The sequence below is a fragment of the Halobacillus campisalis genome, assembly GCF_030345335.1.
Classification (GTDB): Bacteria; Bacillota; Bacilli; order Bacillales; family Halobacillaceae; genus Halobacillus_A; species Halobacillus_A campisalis.
The window spans coordinates 234470-253655 of sequence record NZ_JAPVRC010000004.1; the positions used below are offsets into that span (position 1 = coordinate 234470).

Genomic DNA, 19186 nt, shown 5'->3' on the forward strand with positions numbered 1-19186 from the left:
AGGAAATTAAGTATGAAAAGAAAAGCATGGGTGTTTTGGAGTGCATTAATGTTTCTTTTATTTGTGGCTGCAGGGTGTTCAGGGAATGACGGTACGACTTCTGGTGATGGTGGTGGAGAATCAGAGGATGGTACAACAGAACTGACCCTCGCAGGATGGGCTTCTTCACCTGAGGAAGAAAGTTTACTTAACACTCAACTGGAAGAATTTGAAGAGGAAAATCCAGACATTACAGTAAAACATGAAGCAATTGCTGATCAATATATGGATGTTATAAAAACAAGGTTAGTGGGCGGAGAAGGCCCTGATGTATTTTACTTAGATGCTGTTGAAGCACCAGCTATAATTGAAACCGGTGTTTTGGAACCGCTGAATAGCTATGTGGACGATGAGTTCGATACCGGTGATTTCGAAGACACATTAATTGAAGCTTTTCAGGATGAAGAGGGAGAAACTTATGGATTTCCTAAAGGATATTCTACGCTTGGGCTATTTTACAATAAAGAAATGTTAGATGAAGCAGGTGTGGATGTTCCTACAAATTGGGAGGAGCTAGAAGAAGCCGCTATTGAACTGACTACAGAGGATACTGTCGGATTAGGAGTAGCGCCACAAATGGCCCGTCTCCAGTTTATCGGTGAATCTGCTGGTGGAGATATGGTTGAAGATAATCAGGCGGCTTTTGGCAGTGAGGAAGTCGTACAAGGATTGCAGCCATTAGTTGATCTGCGTACAGAGGAAGGAGCAGCTGCCGCTCCTTCAGAATTGGGATCTGAATCAACAGGTGAAATGTTAGGCCAAGGGCGTGCTGCTATGGTTATGGAAGGTAACTGGAATGTACCGTACTTTGAAGAAACGTTCCCGGAATTGGAATATGGCGTAGCTGAAATTCCTGAAATAAACGGAACGCAGGGAACAATGGCTTTTACAGTTTCTTATGTTATGAATCAAGCCTCAGAAAAAAAGGAAGCGGCTTGGAAGCTGATCTCTTATTTGACAGGTAAAGAAGGTATGAAAACTTGGACAGAAACTGGAATTGAGCTGCCGGCTCGTCAGTCTGTTGCGGAGGAACTAGGGTTTGAAGATGATGAGCTTCGCGGACCGCTAGTTTCTGGAGCTGAATATGCTACGACGTGGTCAGACGGCCCCAACCTGCCGACGATCTACAACAACTTCGATAATGAATTTTTGTCCGCTTTCTTAGGAGAGAAATCTCTCGAAGACGCACTTGATACAGGAGAAGAAGTCGCTAACGATGAAATCGGTGACTAATTGATTGATCAGGATAGCCTAAAGGCCGTTGATTAATGGCGGTCTTTAGGAAAAATATTAAAGGAGGGCCTCTTATGGAACGGGCTGAAACCTCAAGCACTTCTAAAGTGAAAGAGAGTAAAAAGAAACGAAGAAGCAATAAACGTCTGCTGAGGGACATCATTCAAGGCTATGGATTTATGCTGCCGACTATATTAGTGTTATTGACCTTTATCTTAGGCCCGGTTCTATATGCGGTCTTTTTATCCTTTTTTGATGTCACTTTACTCGGCGGCACCGTTTTAGACTTCACGGGTGTAGACAATTACTTAAGGTTAATGGATGATGCAAGAGCGAAACGGGCTTTACTGAACACAGGTCTATATGTTGGAATCGTTGTTCCTGTTCAAACCTTTTTAGCTCTGTTCTTAGCAGCAACACTCAATGCGGGATTAAAGGGAGAAAAAATATTCAGGATCATTTATTTCCTGCCAACTTTAACTTCTTCAGCTGTACTTACTCTTATATTTATGTGGATGTACAACCAAAATGGTCTTATTAATAACATGCTGGAGACTGTAAATCTACCTACTTACAATTGGATTGGGGATCCTAATATTGCCCTTTACTCCATCATGATTATGAACATATGGGCAACAGCTCCACTATTTATGGTGATATACTTAGCAGCTCTTCAAGGCGTGCCTAAAAATTTATATGAAGCTGCTGAGCTTGATGGAGCCAATGTGATACAAAGGTTCTGGTATATAACAGTTCCGCAACTGCGCCCGATCACATCCTTTGTTGTCATCATGGGGTTAATCGGAACTTTTCAATTGTTCGACCAGTCGTATATTTTCTCAGGCGGATCTGGGGGACCTTCAAACTCTACTTTGACTGTGGTTCTGTTGATTTATCAGTATGCTTTTAAATCGTTAGGCACCATGGGGTATGCCACAGCTATCGCCTTTATGTTAGCTCTGATTATACTGGTCGCTAGTATTTTACAGCGTGTGTTGTCTAAGGAAGAACAATTCAATTGATGGAGGGATTCTAATGAACAACAAAAAAGAATGGTCAAAGAAGTTACTGTATGTCGTTTTAATTACTTACGCAGTCATTACATTAGTGCCCTTCGTCTGGGCTCTCTCTTCCTCATTCAAAACATTCGCTGAAATATCTAGTGGAGTAATGAGTTTCATTCCGAATGAATTTACGTTTGAAAATTATAGGCAAATCTTTATCGAAGAAGAGCTATTCTTTAGATGGCTGCTCAACTCTGTTGTTATAGCCGGGGGAGGGACCGCTCTCAATTTGATATTCAATTCGATGGCTGGCTATGCTCTGGCCAGAATCAGCTTCCCGGGGAAGAAAGTTTGGTTTATGCTCATTCTTGCTGTCATCATGATTCCGGTCCAAGTTACTATGATTCCTAATTATTTGATCCTCAAAGAGCTTGGATGGCTGAACAGTTATCAAGGAATGATTGTTCCAGCAATGATAAACGCCACCTTTATCTTCATGATGAGACAATTCTTCATCAATTTCCCTAAAGAACTGGAGGAAGCCGCATCATTAGATGGTCTGGGTCGTTTTGGAATGTTTATAAGAGTTGTCCTTCCATTAGCTAAGCCGGCTTTAGCTGCACAAGCAATATTTGTTTTTATGGGATTCTGGAATGACTTTATGCGTCCTTTGATCATTATGACTGATGCGGATATGTACACGTTGACAGTCGGACTTAATTCTTTCAAAGGTCAATACGTCACTTACTGGAATTATATTATGGCAGCTTCCATGGTGTTCACTTTACCTGTTCTGGTCATCTACATGTTCTTCAATAAATTTTTCATGAAGGGAATGTCTTTCACAGCCGATAAGTAAATAGATTCCCAACCTTCTAAATGATAGAATGGTTCAAAGAGGAGGGGGAACCATGTTTAAAAAGATGGCTACAGACGCACTAGGTTTAAGTGATATTGGAAGTGTTATCCAGCCGGAGGATTATGATAAGGTGGACGCTGATGATTATGTCATGCATGAAGATGGCGAAAAAATCTACTTCCTTATAAAATCGAAAGCGGATGAATACTGCTTTACGAACAAAGCCCTCATTCATGTGGATGGAACGAGTGCTACAAGCAAAAAACGCACACTTCGCAGATATTCTTATCATAAGAATGATTTTGTCAATATCGAATTAGAAACCGCAGGCACAATTGATTTAGATGTAGAAATCAAATTCCAATTAGGCAATGAAGAATTTGATATCGATGTTCATAAGAAATTTATTGAAGAAGTGAAGGATTTATATAAATCCCTTCTGAAAATTTCAGAGATTACTGAAGAAAACAAGATGTTTACGGAGTACGCGAACCAAAGTCTGCACACCGCATCAACTACTTTGCAGAACAGCCGTACCAACGAAACCCGTTTATCTCATGAATTCAGAGATATAAATGAGACGTCTTTTAACTGGCTTCTTGAAACAAAGAATCAGTACCATATCAAAGATTTCGGTTATGTATTTGAATTGTTCATAAAAAACTGAAGCAGAAAAGCACCGCTTTGTCTTTTGCAGACGGCGGTGCTTTTTTGGATAAGCACTGTTAAATTTCATTGTTGGTATTCATATAAGCTATTTTATGTTGAAGACTTAGTTTCGAGACAAAGTGGGAGTTTAGGGGCGGAAGGAAACGGTTCGCTTTCCGTGGGGCGGGCGCTGAGCTTTCTCGAGCTTTCGCTCTGCGGGGTCTCACCTGTCCCGCTCATCCCGCAGGAGTCTCACCTTTTCCTTCCGCACCTCTGCCAAAAAAGCATCTCAAAACCGCTTCAAGAAAAAGCAAACATTTGCAGATTTTCTTACCAAGTTTCCTTTGTTAAAAACCTTGATGTAAAGCGCTATTTCTGACCGGACAGGCATTTAAAAGGCCCTTCCCCTATCCTGCCATATTGGTGAATAACTTTTTATGAGAAATCAACAACGAGATTAACATAGCTATTCGATAAGCTTTAATCCGACTGCTGAAGCTATAATTAGGAAGACGCAAAACACTCTTTTCCATTCTGCAGATTCTTGGAAAAAGATCATCCCCATAAGTGCTCCGCCTGCCGCACCTGTCCCTGTCCATACTGCGTAAGCAGTACCCATTGGCAGGTTCTCGAGGGCCAAGGATAAAAACAAGAAACTGAGTAGAAAAGCGAGGATGAGTAATGCTAATGAAACGATGGACTTTGCCCGGTGATATATATTAATCATTAGCACTCCGGTCATTTCAAATAATCCCGCTGCTACTAAATAAAACCAGCTCATTGAACTTCTGCCTCCTTCCCTTCAGATACAAACTTCAGACCGATCACACCGCTTAAAAGGAAAGTGATAAGAAATAGCTTGAGCCATTGAAAGGGAACACCAAAAAATAATACTTCTGCAGCTACGGTACCAGCTGTCCCAAGGCCAGTAAATACGGCATAGGCGGTACCAACAGGTAACTTTTTACCAGAAGCGATCAGCAGGTGGAAGCTGATATAAATAGCAATAACAGTGGCCGTCCAGTGAGTTAGAGACTCTGCGTGATTTAAACCGATCACCCAGCCAACCTCAAAAATTGCCGCAATAAAAATCTTCATCCATTCCTTATTCAATTTCATATCCTCTCCCCCTATAAAAAAAGGAGATATTCTTTTACGAATATCTCCCGGGCTTTTGTCCCTCCGTGTCATAGCTTTCTGCTACGTGTCTTCTCTCGGACCAGTCCTCTTCTCAAAAAAAAGAGCGGAACCCTAGAAGAGCCATTTGCTAAATTATGCTCATTATAGAATAAGAATTTTATTGTAGCAAATCCTAAACGTAATTCTTGAAGGAGGTCAATAACATGGGAAGAGATGAACATAAACATTCAAATCCAAAGAAAAAACAAAAGTTGTCTCAAACTCCTGGTCACGCTAAGTTTGACGGCTTTGACGTGGAATTTTCACAGGATATGGCTGATCATGATGATTTAGAAGCGATCAGAAGAAGCGAAGCAGCAGACCGCAGAGCAAATCACGAAAATAAAACAAAAAGATAAGCATAATAAAACCATCTTCATATGAAGATGGTTTTATTCCCATACATGATGAATGTGTTGTACAATTTTGAGCTTTCGACAGAATGTGATATAATTTGTAATTGAAATGCAATTCCCGTGTAATTTTTTTTAATACTTTTGAAATGGAGGAATGTTTATGAAACATACACGTATTTGGCTCACAGCTCTGATGCTTGGCGCATTACTGGTGCTAGCTGCTTGTGGAGGAACGGATTCTTCCGAAGAGGGTTCCTCGGACGAGGGTTCTTCTGAAGATAAAGAAGTGAGTATCGGTATGAATAACTGGGCAGAAAATATAGCAGTTTCTAATATGTGGAAAGTTGTCCTTGAAGAAGAAGGCTACGATGTTGAACTTCAAAATGTTGAAAAAGGGGTTCTTTACGAAGGGCTAGAAGCTGGCGACATTGACATCGGAATGGAAATTTGGCTGCCTAATACTGATGCATCATTCTATGAAGAGTATGAAGAAGATATTGACTGGCGTGAAACTTGGTATGAAGGAACAACTCTAGGTCTTGTCGTCCCTTCTTACATGGAAGATATTAATACGATAGAAGATTTAAACGAAAACGTTGATCAATTTGATGATGGACAGATTTACGGTATCGACTCCGGAGCAAGTATTATGTCTTTAACGGATGAGGCTATCGATACGTATGATTTAGATTATTCTTTAGCAGCTTCTTCTGAAGGTTCTATGATGACTGAACTAACAGGGGCTGTTGAAAATGAAGAGCCTATCGTGGTAACGCTATGGACGCCACACTGGGCATTTTCAGAAATGGATTTGAAGTTCCTTGAAGATACAGAAAATGTCTATGGTGATTCTGAGAACATCTCCTACGCAGCTCGTTTAGGTTTAGAAGATGATCAACCAGAATTAGTTGAGATGTTTGATAAGTTTATGCTGGATGACCAGCAGCTTGGTGAATTGATGGCTTCTATTAACGAAGCAGATTCTGAAGAAGAAGGCGCTCAGGCTTGGGTTGACGAGAACCAAGACGTTATTGATGAATGGATTCAATAATAAGCAAGGTATGATTTCATAAAAAACCAGAGGGACGGGGAAATTGTCGTCACCTCTGGTTTTTTTTCAAGTGTTTTATTAAAATTAAAGATTCTAAATATTATAGAGTTATTCAACGTTATAGCAGGATTGTTGAAGACTTGAATTCGAGATACGTGGTGAGTAGATCAAGGCGGCGGGGAGGCTCGCTTTCCGTGGGAGCATAAGGGAGCTTATATGGAAATCAATACGGAAATTTCACAGGACTTATGAAAAATGTATGGCGCTTCTTAAAATAAGTCTAGTTGCAGGCTGCTCCGTAGATAGCGAAATTTTAATTTAATAGCTCTTTAACCAATTAAGTAATATTTAACAAAATGCTATTGCAAAGGAATAAAAAACATGTAATTTCTCTAATTGTTTAAATCATAAGTTTAACAAGCCGCTTTAGCGGAAACATACAGACTAGAATAGAAATATTATTCTAATAAAAGGAGTAGATGTAGCTTATGGATTTAAACAAGGAAATTAAGAAATTAGAGAATGTTCACCTGGAAAAACCCCAGCGTGTTTTTACTATGTATTTAAATACGGATCCTTCTGATCCTGATCAGCAAGGCGGCGAGTGGAAAATACACTTGAAGAACGGTTTAAATAATTTTGAAACTTATTTAAAAGAAGACGGAGATCCAGACGAAAAAAGGAATTATTGGGCTGTGAAAGAAAAAGTCCAAAACTACATTGAAGAAAATGAGCAGAACTTTGCTAAAAGTGTAGTTATCATCGCTTCTGGAGATGATACTGTTTGGTTCGCGGAGCGTTTCCAAATGCCAGTGGAAAGTGAATTTTACTGGGAAGAATCACCTGTGCTTGATCAGCTTAAGCAAATGAGAGAAAAATTCCCTAAAACGGGTATTATTCTTACTCAAAAGGAACAAATCAAGTGTATCGATGCACAATTAGGGATGGTAAACGATACACAGTTGTTTGAACTGGACTTGAACACAGAAGATTGGAAACAACATCAGGGTCCTCACCAAGGAGATGCATCTATGGGATCTGGTGGTGCGAAAAGCTCTAAAAAAGATGAGTATAAAGAGCGTTTCGAGGAAAACCGTTACCGCTGGTACAAGAGCGTAGCTCCGAAGCTTGACAAGCTGGCCAAAGAGTATGAATGGGAACGTATTTATATGGTCGGTGATAAAGAAGAACTCAAGGATTTAGATGATAATATGAATAAGCCTGTAGATGAGTTTGTAAATAAGAACATGCTTGATCATGAAGAAACAAAAATTGTCAATGAAGTAGCCTTTAAATAACTTCATTGCTTACAGTATAAGATATGAGGGAAGCTGGTTTATACCAGTTTCCCTTTTTTGTATTTACTAATAAAAGCCTGGAATTTATATAATCAGTAAAAAGATTAATTATGAGTTTTGAATTATGGTCATACTGCATCCATCCTTTACCCTAGTCGAGAGAGATAGTCTTTCTGGTTATACAACTTCTTTATTAATATGATAGAATACTATTTAGTAAAAATAATTGAAGAGGAGCATTGTATTATGTATATTGTCGATTCAACCGTTGTTGTTCCAGAACATAAAGCGGATGAATTAATTTCTATTTATCAAAATCGCTCCCGCCTCGTGGATGAGGCCGAAGGCTTTTTAACGTTTCAACTACTTCAAAATGAACGTAAGCTTGGTGAATTGACTGTTCATATGGAATGGGAGGATAAAGCTTCTTATTTGAATTGGGCGCGCAGTGATCAATTTAAAAAAATCCACGAATTAGAGAAGAATTATCCAGATCAGGAATTACAGGGAATTGTACCGCAAGTGAAGAGATATGAGGTAGTAGCTCAGTGAATAATAAGGAAAAGAATCAAATCGCTCAACAAGTTACAGAAGAAATTTATGAGGCTTATCCAGCACTCTGGTCCAGGTTCGGACAGAACGGTCGAGACCGTACAGAGGAAGATAACCATCATCACCTGGACCATCTGTATGCAGCTCATGAAATGAAGAACGCCTCTTTTTTTCTTGATTATACCGTTTGGTTGAATACTTTACTTACATCACGAGGGGTAGGTACGAACCTAATTATCGATAATTTTCAACGATTGATCGAAAATTTGGAGAAATTCCAGTGGGAAGATGAAATAGAAAAAGAATCGTTCATCCGCTATCTTACTTTAGCAATCGATCAATTACGCAAGCTCCCGCAATGAGAGGTGAATTCATTTGACTCCACATCATAAAACGTTAGCCCGCTTTTTTCTCGAAGGAGACGAAAAAGGGGCAATTGAATATATCGAAAACTTAATAAGCGAGTATCCTAGATTATATTTGTATGAAGATATTATTACTCCTGCCATGTATTATGTTGGGGAGCTCTGGGAAAATAATAAAATTTCAGTAGCTGATGAACATTTAGCCACTGCCATTTGTGACTTTGTTCTATCAAGAATTGAGGCACAAACGAAAAAAATAAGTGGCGAGCATCAAACCACTTTTAAAGCCATGCTTTTTGGAGTAGAAGAGGAGCAGCACTATATAGGTTTGAAAATGGTTGCTGCCACATTTAAAGAACACGGGTGGCGTGTGCGTTACTTAGGCCCTAACTTGGGGTTACAGCATTCATATTCGCAAGTGCACAGTTATAAGCCTCATGTCATCGGTTTATCTGCATCGCTCTCCTATAGGCTCCCGACTTTAAAGAAGCTTGTCGAACATTTCCGAACGTTAGAATGGAATCCTTTGATTATGATTGGAGGACGAATGGCCAAGAAATTTGAGCTCGAAGAGTTGGAATCAGACCAAGTAATGATTGTAAAGGACTTAAATCATTTGAATCAATGGTTTAATGAGGGAAGGGAAGGCGCCATAAATGAAACAAGCTGACCGGACATTTCCTTTACCTTTTTTTACGATTAATAAAAATTTTACTATCCTGACTTTTTCACAAGAAGCAGAAAAACTGTGTGGAACACCTGCAAGCTTATTAGAGGTATTCGATCAGGGAAGTTTAGAAAAAGTTAAAAAATGGGTGACTCCCGAATTGCATAAAGCAGCTTTAGAGGTCCATTTGAAGCCGGTTGCTGAGGGAGTAGAACCGTTGACAGTTGATCTCTATGTGACATGGGATAACGATTTATATGCTCAAGCCCTTATAATACCTAAAGATGACAAGTTGACAAAAGTAACAAAAACCTTGAATCAGCTTAGGGGAAGGTTAAATGATACGAACTTTGAACTATTGGATGAAAAAGAAAAACTGGAAAATGCCATTAGTCAAAATAATCGTCTCTCTGCTCCTTTTATTCGTTTGACTGAAGATACTGCTCTGATTCCGCTATTTGGAGATTTAACTCAAGTGAAAATGCAGGCTGTTGAGGATAACCTTTTGAAATCGTCTCAAAATGACGATATTGATCGAATGCTGTTCGATTTTACCGCTGTCGGAGAAATGAACAGAGAGGGAATTCAAGTGCTGACTAACATGATGACCTCTCTGTTTTATATGGGTGCTGAGATCGTTATTATTGGAGTAAAGCCGAAGCAAGTGAAGGTACTACATGAAATGGTCATTCCTTCTCAAATAAGGTTTATGAATTCTTTGCAGCAGGCTATCCATAAATATTGTGTCGAGTAAAGCGTGATAAACCCATAAGGAAAGCGGAGTCTACTGCAGGCTCCGCTTATTAGCTTTGTTCCCCTATACAGTTGACTTTTTCAGAAGAGAATTATTCAATAATATGGCAGGATAGTGGAAGACTTGATTTCGAGACATTTGATGAGTGGATAAGGGCGGCGGGGAATGGCTCGCTTTCCGTGGGAGCGCGGTGAGCTTCCTCGGACGTCCCGTCCTGCGGGATCTCACCAAGCACTCTCTTCCCACAGGAGTCTCCCCATTCCCCGCCGCCCCTCACTAAAGATGTGCCTTCTCGAAATCATTTGAAAAAGACTTTGATAATACTAATAGGAGCATCAAACTCCAGTGGTCTAGGTATAGCATTTTCAGTTCTAAGATCCTCTGCACTTTAAGGTAATATCAAGCACCTTTGCATACAAAAGTCTCACTGGTTATTATTCAAAAGCCGTTATTTATTATGTGAAGCAGCGCATATGATGTTTCCGTTATCCTCACAAAAGCAAGAAGGGCCGGGAAATTGCGAGACTCCTATGGGATGACAGTACATGGTGAGATCCCGGAGGGCGTTAGCCCGAGGAAGCTCACCGTACGCCCATGGAAAGCGAGTGATTTCCCGGCCCTTCACGCTCTATTTTTGTGGCGGAAACAGCACGGATGTCTCGAAACTGAGTCTTCCACTATAGGGAGCTTATGTGAATATCATCTCTCAGAACTTTTTATTTAATTCCTTAGGATGAGACTCTATATTACATCTAAAACAGGATGATTACATAGCATCCAGAGATCGTTACTACAACAGAACTAATCATATAGAACGCAGCTTTTGCGTGATATTTTTTCTGTATCAGTTCAATCACTTCGTAGCTGAACGTAGAAAATGTAGTGTAAGAGCCGCAGAAGCCTACGCCAAGCAGAAGCCATAACCACTCGGGAATCATTGGTTCATTACGAATGAGCAGCCCGAGCAATAGGCCACCTGTTGCATTAGCTATGAACGTACCCCATGGGAGAACACGTAAACGATTCAGTCGGCTGAGTTCAAATCTCATGATGGCTCCGATCATACCACCTAATAGCACACTCAGAGTCATCATAAGAACATTCTCCTTCCCGCCTTCATACCGGCGATTGTAAATAATAATCCGGCTGCTACTGTAAGGATAAGATAGGTGAAAGAAAGAACTATGGACTGCTGAGTAAGGGAAACAACTTCTATTGATAAAGTTGAGAACGTAGTAAGTGACCCAATCAGACCAGTAGCCAATCCTTTTTTTACGAACTCTGATAATTTCTTAGATGTAAACCACGTATATAAAAAGCTTAGAAAAAAACACCCTATAAGATTGGCAAGCAGCGTCCCCCAGGGGAAACCGGTACTCGAGTTAAAAGTCAGGGCTATGCCATATCTCATAATAGAGCCTAACCCTCCTCCACCAGCAATACCTGTATATATATGAATTCTCATGAGAGACTTTCCTTTCTTTTGGTTCTAAAATAGATGGAATCTTCATTGAATCCATACCAGAATACTATTGTATCATTAATTTTTAAACAGCTTTTTTGAATACCTTACAGGGGTATGGTAAAATCATCTTATCAATATGAACAGGATGTGAGAGTATGGATGATACACTTCCGGAAAACAGTGGGAAAGAACCAGTAAAAAAAAGGTCTGATCATGAGAAAACTCAAATGATCAACCGTTTAAAAAGAATTGAAGGTCAGGTACGTGGAATTCAAAATATGGTAGAAAACGATCGGTATTGTGTGGATATTCTCGTCCAAATTTCAGCTATTGATTCTGCGCTGCAAAAAGTCGGTTACTCTTTAATGGAGAGACACGCAAAGCATTGCGTAAGTGACGCTGTAAAGTCAGGCAATGGTGATGAGGCTATGGACGAATTAATTAAAGTCATGAAACAATTTTCTAAGTAAAGGAGGGGTCAGCATGCAGCGACATGTATCATTCCCTATATCTGGAATGACCTGCGCTTCCTGTTCTTCTCGAATCGAAAAAGTATTGAACAAAAAAGAAGGCGTGAAGGCACAAGTTAATTTAGCTATAGAGAAAGCGGACATAACGTATGATGATGAGCTGCTTTCAGCTTCACACTTAGTAGAAGAAGTCCACCGGCTCGGGTATGAAGTACCAAATGAACGTAAAGAATTTGATGTATTTGGTATGACCTGTGCGGCTTGTTCGACAAGAGTTGAAAAAGTGCTTCAGAAAACGGAAGGTGTACAGTCGGCTAATGTTAATTTAGCGAACGAAACGGCAACTGTATCTTATAAGGAAGGCTTTTTGAACGAAGAGAAAATCATAGAGAAAGTTCGCCATTTAGGGTACGATGCTTCCGTGAGAAAAGGGGAGGAAGCAAAAGCTGTAAGGAAAGAGAAAGACCTTAAGAAGAAACAAATCCAATTGATTGGGGCCACAATTCTTTCTTTACCTCTTTTACTGACGATGCTTGACCATTTATTTGGTCTTCCTGTACCTATGCTATTTATGAACCCCTGGTTCCAGTTTCTATTAGCGACTCCTGTTCAGTTTATTATAGGCTGGCAGTTTTATCGAGGAGCGTACCATAGCTTAAAAAATAAAAGTGCGAATATGGATGTGCTTATTGCTTTGGGCACAAGTGCAGCGTATTTCTACAGTTTGAGCGAAACGCTGAGATATACTTTTGGCCGTCATGACGAGGTTCACTTATACTTTGAAACGAGTGCGATTCTTATTACATTAGTTCTGTTAGGTAAGTATTTTGAAACGAGGGCAAAGGGGAGAACGACCGAGGCACTATCAGCCTTATTAAATCTTCAGGCTAAAGAGGCGACTGTAATCCGAGAAGGGAAGGAAACAACCATCCCTTTGGAAGAAGTGGCCCAAGAAGATATTCTCGTAGTAAAACCGGGAGAAAAAATACCAGTTGACGGTGTCGTTATATCCGGGCAGTCTTATGTAGATGAATCGATGATTACTGGGGAGTCTATGCCTGTAGGCAAAGAGACTGGTGATGAAATCATAGGTGCGACCATCAATAAACAGGGACACTTGAGAATGAAAGCCACTAAAGTCGGTAAAGACACCGCGCTGGCAGGCATCATTAAAATAGTCGAAGAAGCTCAAGGTTCCAAAGCTCCGATCCAGCGTATGGCTGATGTGATATCGGGGTACTTTGTTCCGATAGTTGTCGCCATCTCTGCACTTACTTTTATAGGCTGGTTTACTGTAGCATCTCCTGGGGTCTTTACCACTGCGCTTGTGGCAGCCATCGCTGTTCTAGTCATCGCCTGTCCATGCGCCCTCGGCCTGGCGACCCCCACTTCTATCATGGTTGGAACAGGAAAAGGGGCTGAGCTTGGCATTCTATTTAAGAGTGGAGAGCACTTAGAAAAGGCGCAGAGTATCGACACCATAGTGTTTGATAAAACAGGGACGATAACACAGGGAAGACCAGAGGTTACGGACTTCACTGCCGATTTCGACACATTGAGCTTGGCGGCAAGTGCAGAACACTTATCTGAACATCCATTGGCTGAAGCAATTACAGCCTATGCAAAATCTCAATCAGTTCCTATATTGGAAGTAAGTGATTTTTCAGCAGTGGCTGGTCATGGAATTAATGCTTCTATACAAGGAAATTCTGTATTAATTGGTACAAGGAAGTTATTAAAGGAAGAAAATGTGGAATACAGTTCATATGACCCAAAAATGACTGAGCTTGAAAGTGAAGGTAAAACCGTCATGCTAATAGCAGTCAATGCTCGTGTCAAAGGGATTGTAGCAGTGATGGACACCATTAAGGATTCGGCAAAACAAGCTTTAAATGACCTCAAGTCTGAAGGCATAAAACTTGTTATGCTGACAGGAGATAATGAGAGGACAGCTCGCCACATTGCAAATGAAGCAGGGATCGATGAAGTGACTGCTGAAGTACTTCCTGAAGAAAAAGCCGAAGAAATCAAGAAGCTTCAAGCAAAAGGTCACCGGGTAGCTATGGTAGGGGACGGTATAAATGATGCTCCAGCATTGGCCGTCAGTGACATCGGGATAGCGATCGGCACAGGGGCGGATGTAGCGATTGAAGCTGCTGACCTTACCATTTTGCGAGGAGACCTGACGCTTATTCCGAAAGCCCTCTTGTTAAGTAAAAAAACAATGAAAAATATCCGCCAAAATCTTTTCTGGGCCCTCGCTTATAATACAGCTGGCATCCCGATAGCGGCATTAGGGTTATTAGCTCCATGGGTTGCAGGAGCCGCGATGGCATTCAGTTCAGTAAGCGTAGTATCAAATTCATTAAGGTTGAAAAGAATGAAATTATAATAGCGAAAGGATGAAAATTATGCAACTGACATTAGAAGTAAATGGGATGACTTGCGAACATTGTGAAAAAGCTGTTAAAAACGCACTGAATACGCTTGAGGGAGTTCATGGTGTGAATGTAGATATTACAAGTGGTAAAGTAGATGTCACTTATGATGATGCTTATGTGACTAAAGCAATGATGAAAGAAGCAATTGAGGCTCAAGGGTATGAGCCGGTAGGATAAGCATTGAAAAGCCTGGTCTTTTAAAGACCAGGCTTTTTTGCAGCTTTATGAAAAAGTTGTTTTATTGAACAGCATAAGGCAGTTGATTTTTGTACCCTGAGAATTGCTGGTAGGCATTCTGAACTTTCGGCTGCTCAGCTTGATCTACAGCATACCAGCCATTTTTGAACATAAGGTTGTACAGGTTTCTCTGGCAGTCCTGAGTTTCCTTGAATATAGTGGCTAAATCTTGATACAGTGTTTGGTTGCTAGCTTCATTTAATGCAACATTATAAGAACCAGTCATGTATTTCTCAGTAGTCAGCATATCATTCAAAAAATCTCTTTCATTCATTTCCGGTGTTTTTGGGACACTTGTTTCTGGGTTTTGGATCTTGTTGGTCGGTTGGTTTTGCGGCATTTGTAATCCTCCTTAATTCATTCTCTGACTAGATGTGTTCAAATGTTCAAGTATCTTATCATAATGTCTTTGATGCATTTGACCTGCGTCCTCCAACGCTTGCTGAAGTTCTGGAGTCTGGCACTGCTGGGCAAAGAAGTGAGCTTTTTTACAAGCATTCAAATTCCAAGACAGCATATCTGTAATATAAAGCTCGTCTTTTGTGCTGACGATATTAGGGACTTGCTCCATAGGCTTCGGCTGCTGGATGTTCGGGTTTTGCTGATTTTGTTCTTGCTGCATAAGTTACGTCCTCCTTCATTAAAATCAAACTTAGTATGACCAATTTGAAAGAAATTACTAATTTCATGGGCAATAAATAACTGAAATCATACCCATTTTTATTAACAAATGATAAAATAAAAATGTGTTATCGATTACAGTTTGTAATTTTTATAATATTATTTAGAATCTGTTAAATCACCGGGTTGATTATGCTCCCTGATTTGGCAGATTGCTTTCGGTGGTCACTGGGGGAAATATAGGTTTCATGAACGAATTCATACCTTTCGCAAGTCGAAAATAAGCAAGCAAAGTCTTCCCGAATAAACATGATATAAAATGATTGAATAAGTTTTGAAAGTCAATACCAGCGTTTAACATAATTATTATTTAAATAGTTTAATGGCCGAAACAAATACACATTAAACTAGGGGGCAGGAGGCCTTTTTATGGAACAAGTTCTACGTAATTTCTTTTTGTTCTTATCAAAAAACAAGTTTTTCACAAAGTTGGCTAGACGGTATGGCCTTCGTTTTGGCGCTGCTCGTTTCGTGGCAGGCGAAACGATCCCGAGTGCTGTCGAGACGATTCAGAAGCTCAATGAGCAGGGATTGAGTGTGACCATCGATCATTTAGGTGAGTTCATCGATAGTGAAGAGGAGGCAAAAAAAGCTGCCGATGAGTGTATTGAGGCGGTAAAAGCCATTGCTGGTCACAAGTTGGATTCCCAGCTTTCACTTAAATTGACTTCGATGGGGCTGGATATCTCATATGACCTTGCCCTGGATAATATGAGAAGAATTCTTCAGGTAGCTGAACAGAAAAATGTATTCATTACAATAGATATGGAAGATCATGAACGTTGTCAAACGACATTAGACCTATTTAAAGAATTACGTAAGGATTATGAAAATATAGGGACTGTCATTCAATCTTATTTATATCGCGCAGTTGAAGATATTGAAGATCTGGACCAATATAGTCCCAATCTAAGATTAGTAAAGGGCGCTTATAAGGAATCACCAAAGGTCGCTTTCCCTGATAAAAAAGATGTAGATGAGAATTACAAAAAAATTATAAAGATGCACCTGTTAAATGGGAATTATACAGCAGTTGCTACCCATGACGATGCGATGATCGAGTATACCATGAATATTGTGAAAGAAAATGATATACCACTGGAGCAATTCGAATTTCAGATGCTGTACGGTATCCGTGTTGAGCGTCAGGAAGAGTTAGTGAAGGAAGGCTATAAAATGCGAGTGTATGTACCTTATGGAGATGATTGGTACGGTTATTTCATGCGCCGTTTGGCTGAAAGACCGGCAAACGTGGCTTTTGTTTTAAAAGGTGTAGTCGGCAAATAAGAGGGCTGGAGATTAATTCTCCGCCTTTAAGTTTTTTCAAGTCTTTTTTTGTTTTCAATTTATTTATGAAAACGATTGCGAAATATCTGAATATATTTTATAGTAAGTATAGATACCAAATATTGCTCAGCAATATTTTTTTACATGTAAAATGAATGAGTATTCATTCAAAAGTGATAGGGGGATAAATATATGAAACGAAGAATCAAGCGTGCCGCGGTTTTAGGCTCTGGCGTTATGGGGGCTGGAATTGCTGCTCACTTGGCGAATGTCGGGATACCAACATTAATGCTGGACATTGTACCTCGTGAACTGACTGATGAAGAAAAACATAAAGGTTTGACGCTGGATGATGGAGTTGTAAGGAACCGAATTGCTGCTGCTAATAAAGCGGCATTAAAAAAACAAAAACCATCACCTTTAAGTAGTAAAGCAAGTCTGGATCTCATTGAAACAGGTAATTTCACTGACGATATGGAAAAACTCAGTGAAGTTGACTGGGTCATCGAAGTCGTGGTTGAAAACCTTGAAGTGAAAAAGAAAGTCTTTGCCCAGGTCGATCAGTACAGGAAAGCAGGAAGCATCATAAGTTCCAATACTTCAGGAATATCGATAGAAGCTATGTCAGAAGACTGCAGCGAAGATTTTCGTTCTCACTTCCTTGGAACGCATTTTTTCAACCCGCCGCGTTACTTAAAGCTATTGGAAGTCATACCTGCTAAGCGTACTTCTTCTGAAGTTTTACAATTCATGAAGAAATTTGGAGAAGACGTTCTCGGCAAAGGGGTAGTAGAGGCAAAGGATACGCCTAACTTCATTGCTAATCGAATAGGTACCTATGGTCTGCTTATTACTGTACAGGAAATGTTGAAAGGCGGTTTTAGTGTTGGTGAGGTGGATTCAGTAAGCGGTCCGCTAATCGGAAGACCAAAGAGCGCTACATTCAGGACACTTGATGTTGTAGGATTAGATACGTTTATACATGTAGCTAACAATGTATATGATCAAGTGGAAGGTTCAGAGAAAGATGCTTTTGAAGTCCCTTCCTTTATGAAAGCGATGCTGGATAAAGGATGGTTAGGATCGAAAAGCGGTCAAGGGTTTTTCTTGAAGAAAAAAGGGGAGAAAGGCAGTGAAATCCTCCAGCTTAACCCTGAAACTTTAGATTACGAACCACGTCAGAAATTGAAGACAAAAGCGACGGAATTAGCTAAACAGGAAAAAGGAAGTAAAAGAAAGTTGAAAGCCTTAGTTACGGCTAAAGGAGATCGAGCCGGGGACTTCGTCTGGTCTGTCGTCAAACCTGTACTTATTTATTCGGCTGAACTTTATGGAGAGATAGCTGATGATGTGCCATCTATTGATGAAGCGATGCGCTGGGGCTTTGGCTGGGAGTTAGGTCCTTTTGAAATGTGGGATGCTATCGGAGTGAAAGAATCGGTCGCAAGAATGAAAGAAGAGGGAGAAACTATCCCGGCATGGATCGAAGAAATGCTTGAATCAGGCCATGAACAATTCTACAAACGAGAAAATGGAAACGTTTACTATATTCATAACGGTAAGTACGAAACTCAATCTTTCAACCCAAAAGCCATTCATCTGAAAAGATTAAAAGAAACAAATGAAGTGATCAAAAAGAATGCTGGCGCGAGCTTAGTTGACCTCGGGGATGGAGTGGCCGGACTTGAATTCCATTCTCAAAGCAACGCCATCGGGTTGGATATCATTCAAATGATGAACTACGCAGTGGATGAAGTGGATCAAAATTTTGAAGGGCTTGTCATCGGAAATCAGGGCAAAAACTTCTGTGTAGGCGCGAATTTAGGAATGATTTTAATGGAAGCTCAAGACTTCAACTTCTTTGAAATCGAAATGGTGGTCAAACACTTCCAGGATGCCATGATGAAAATTAAATATGCAGATAAACCTGTCGTCGCTGCACCTTTCGGGATGACATTAGGAGGAGGTGCTGAAGTGTGTCTGCCTGCTTCGGCAACCCAGGCTTCTGCAGAGACATACATGGGATTAGTGGAACCGGGGGTTGGTTTAATTCCTGGTGGAGGCGGAAACAAAGAGCTTTACATTAAACACTTAAGAAACATTCCAGAAGGTGTAGATTTCGACCTTCAGAAAGTTGCTATCAGTGTTTTTGAAAAAATTGCTATGGCTAAAGTTTCCACATCAGGAGAAGAAGCGAAAGAAAATGGATTCTTAGATAGTCGTGATGCCATAAGTGTAAATGGAGATCACCTCCTTCACGATGCCAAACAAAAAGTTCTCGGTTTATCGAGGTCGGGCTACCAGGCTCCTAAGAGGGCAAAGGTTCCTGTCGTAGGTGAACAAGGATATGCCACTATGCTTCTAGGTGCAAAATCCCTTCTTCTAAGCGGTTATGCCAGTGAGCATGACTTGAAAATTGCTGAAAAGCTTGCCTTTGTGTTAGCAGGAGGTCGTGTAAAAGAAGGAACATTAGTAGATGAACAGTATTTGTTGGACCTTGAACGAGAAGCGTTCTTAAGTCTCGTCGGGGAAGCGAAATCACAGCAGCGCATGCAGCACATGCTGATGAAAGGGAAACCATTGCGTAATTAAAAGGGGGA

22 protein-coding genes and 1 riboswitch are annotated in these 19186 nt (G+C 40.4%); of the genes, 16 read left to right on the forward strand and 6 right to left on the reverse strand.

The features are described 5' to 3' along the window. Positions 1 to 12: 12 nt before the first annotated feature. The 4 genes from O2Q26_RS10925 to O2Q26_RS10940 all read left to right on the forward strand — a co-directional run bounded on the left by O2Q26_RS10925 (position 13) and on the right by O2Q26_RS10940 (position 3802). The gene (locus tag O2Q26_RS10925; RefSeq protein WP_289215934.1) at positions 13 to 1272 is read left to right on the forward strand and encodes an ABC transporter substrate-binding protein; all 1260 of its coding nucleotides are present in this window, start codon (positions 13 to 15) and stop codon (positions 1270 to 1272) included. 179 nt (positions 1273 to 1451) lie between these two features. After that, a complete protein-coding gene (locus O2Q26_RS10930) occupies positions 1452 to 2294 on the forward strand; it encodes a carbohydrate ABC transporter permease (RefSeq protein WP_289216031.1) in 843 nt (280 codons plus the stop codon). Positions 2295 to 2307: 13 nt separating this feature from the next. Next, complete coding sequence (locus O2Q26_RS10935) at positions 2308 to 3135, forward strand: carbohydrate ABC transporter permease (RefSeq protein ID WP_289215935.1); 828 nt, start codon at positions 2308 to 2310, stop codon at positions 3133 to 3135. Between the two features lie 52 nt (positions 3136 to 3187). Further along, a complete protein-coding gene (locus O2Q26_RS10940; RefSeq protein ID WP_289215936.1) occupies positions 3188 to 3802 on the forward strand; it encodes a PH domain-containing protein in 615 nt (204 codons plus the stop codon). A 447-nt stretch (positions 3803 to 4249) separates the two neighbouring features. On the opposite strand, the gene O2Q26_RS10945 is transcribed toward O2Q26_RS10940, so the two are convergent. Further along, positions 4250 to 4564: a DMT family transporter gene (locus tag O2Q26_RS10945; RefSeq protein WP_289215937.1), complete on the reverse strand. Its 315-nt coding sequence runs from the start codon at positions 4562 to 4564 to the stop codon at positions 4250 to 4252. After that, on the reverse strand, positions 4561 to 4896 hold the full coding sequence (locus tag O2Q26_RS10950; protein WP_289216032.1) for a DMT family transporter: 336 nt from the start codon (positions 4894 to 4896) through the stop codon (positions 4561 to 4563). The genes O2Q26_RS10945 and O2Q26_RS10950 overlap by 4 nt, the downstream gene beginning before the upstream one ends. A 48-nt stretch (positions 4897 to 4944) precedes the next feature. Then, positions 4945 to 5049, reverse strand: a riboswitch (guanidine-I (ykkC/yxkD leader). Positions 5050 to 5126: 77 nt separating this feature from the next. Between O2Q26_RS10950 and O2Q26_RS10955 the strand changes: the two genes are divergently transcribed. The 7 genes from O2Q26_RS10955 (at position 5127) to O2Q26_RS10985 (ending at position 10005) form a co-directional block, all read left to right on the forward strand. Next, positions 5127 to 5321: a YfhD family protein gene (locus O2Q26_RS10955; protein WP_253935302.1), complete on the forward strand. Its 195-nt coding sequence runs from the start codon at positions 5127 to 5129 to the stop codon at positions 5319 to 5321. Positions 5322 to 5478: 157 nt separating this feature from the next. Beyond that, positions 5479 to 6369, forward strand: coding sequence for a glycine betaine ABC transporter substrate-binding protein (locus O2Q26_RS10960; protein WP_289215938.1), 891 nt, complete (start codon positions 5479 to 5481; stop codon positions 6367 to 6369). Between the two features lie 488 nt (positions 6370 to 6857). Then, on the forward strand, positions 6858 to 7667 hold the full coding sequence (locus O2Q26_RS10965) for a VLRF1 family aeRF1-type release factor (RefSeq protein ID WP_253935300.1): 810 nt from the start codon (positions 6858 to 6860) through the stop codon (positions 7665 to 7667). 246 nt (positions 7668 to 7913) lie between these two features. After that, on the forward strand, positions 7914 to 8219 hold the full coding sequence (locus O2Q26_RS10970; RefSeq protein ID WP_289215939.1) for an antibiotic biosynthesis monooxygenase family protein: 306 nt from the start codon (positions 7914 to 7916) through the stop codon (positions 8217 to 8219). Beyond that, on the forward strand, positions 8216 to 8581 hold the full coding sequence (locus tag O2Q26_RS10975; RefSeq protein WP_289215940.1) for a hypothetical protein: 366 nt from the start codon (positions 8216 to 8218) through the stop codon (positions 8579 to 8581). The genes O2Q26_RS10970 and O2Q26_RS10975 overlap by 4 nt, the downstream gene beginning before the upstream one ends. Before the next feature lie 13 nt (positions 8582 to 8594). After that, the gene (locus O2Q26_RS10980; protein WP_289215941.1) at positions 8595 to 9254 is read left to right on the forward strand and encodes a cobalamin B12-binding domain-containing protein; all 660 of its coding nucleotides are present in this window, start codon (positions 8595 to 8597) and stop codon (positions 9252 to 9254) included. Further along, a complete protein-coding gene (locus O2Q26_RS10985; protein ID WP_289215942.1) occupies positions 9241 to 10005 on the forward strand; it encodes an STAS domain-containing protein in 765 nt (254 codons plus the stop codon). The genes O2Q26_RS10980 and O2Q26_RS10985 overlap by 14 nt, the downstream gene beginning before the upstream one ends. Positions 10006 to 10757: 752 nt before the next feature. Here the strand turns inward: O2Q26_RS10985 and crcB are convergent. Together crcB and O2Q26_RS10995 are read right to left on the reverse strand one after the other, a co-directional pair. Then, positions 10758 to 11099, reverse strand: a complete 342-nt coding sequence (gene crcB, locus O2Q26_RS10990) for a fluoride efflux transporter CrcB (RefSeq protein WP_289215943.1) — start codon at positions 11097 to 11099, stop codon at positions 10758 to 10760. Continuing rightward, positions 11096 to 11470 carry a fluoride efflux transporter FluC gene (locus O2Q26_RS10995; protein ID WP_289215944.1) on the reverse strand — a complete coding sequence of 125 codons (375 nt, stop codon included), beginning with the start codon at positions 11468 to 11470 and terminating at the stop codon, positions 11096 to 11098. Before O2Q26_RS10995 ends, crcB begins: the two co-directional genes overlap by 4 nt. A gap of 155 nt (positions 11471 to 11625) precedes the next feature. Between O2Q26_RS10995 and O2Q26_RS11000 the strand changes: the two genes are divergently transcribed. The 3 genes from O2Q26_RS11000 to copZ are packed head-to-tail and all read left to right on the forward strand — an operon-like array spanning position 11626 to position 14558. Beyond that, the gene (locus O2Q26_RS11000; protein ID WP_289215945.1) at positions 11626 to 11940 is read left to right on the forward strand and encodes a metal-sensing transcriptional repressor; all 315 of its coding nucleotides are present in this window, start codon (positions 11626 to 11628) and stop codon (positions 11938 to 11940) included. 13 nt (positions 11941 to 11953) lie between these two features. Beyond that, positions 11954 to 14332 (forward strand): heavy metal translocating P-type ATPase, encoded by a 2379-nt coding sequence (locus O2Q26_RS11005; RefSeq protein WP_289215946.1) that lies wholly within the window; start codon positions 11954 to 11956, stop codon positions 14330 to 14332. Positions 14333 to 14351: 19 nt separating this feature from the next. Continuing rightward, complete coding sequence (gene copZ / locus O2Q26_RS11010; protein WP_253936808.1) at positions 14352 to 14558, forward strand: copper chaperone CopZ; 207 nt, start codon at positions 14352 to 14354, stop codon at positions 14556 to 14558. Positions 14559 to 14619: 61 nt separating this feature from the next. Here the strand turns inward: copZ and O2Q26_RS11015 are convergent, their stop codons facing one another. Together O2Q26_RS11015 and O2Q26_RS11020 are read right to left on the reverse strand one after the other, a co-directional pair. After that, positions 14620 to 14958 carry a spore coat protein gene (locus tag O2Q26_RS11015; RefSeq protein ID WP_289215947.1) on the reverse strand — a complete coding sequence of 113 codons (339 nt, stop codon included), beginning with the start codon at positions 14956 to 14958 and terminating at the stop codon, positions 14620 to 14622. Positions 14959 to 14970: 12 nt separating this feature from the next. Then, on the reverse strand, positions 14971 to 15240 hold the full coding sequence (locus O2Q26_RS11020) for a hypothetical protein (protein WP_289215948.1): 270 nt from the start codon (positions 15238 to 15240) through the stop codon (positions 14971 to 14973). Positions 15241 to 15668: 428 nt separating this feature from the next. Between O2Q26_RS11020 and O2Q26_RS11025 the strand changes: the two genes are divergently transcribed. Further along, on the forward strand, positions 15669 to 16586 hold the full coding sequence (locus tag O2Q26_RS11025; RefSeq protein WP_289215949.1) for a proline dehydrogenase family protein: 918 nt from the start codon (positions 15669 to 15671) through the stop codon (positions 16584 to 16586). A gap of 192 nt (positions 16587 to 16778) precedes the next feature. Further along, positions 16779 to 19178, forward strand: a complete 2400-nt coding sequence (locus O2Q26_RS11030) for a 3-hydroxyacyl-CoA dehydrogenase/enoyl-CoA hydratase family protein (protein ID WP_289215950.1) — start codon at positions 16779 to 16781, stop codon at positions 19176 to 19178. Positions 19179 to 19186 lie beyond the last annotated feature (8 nt).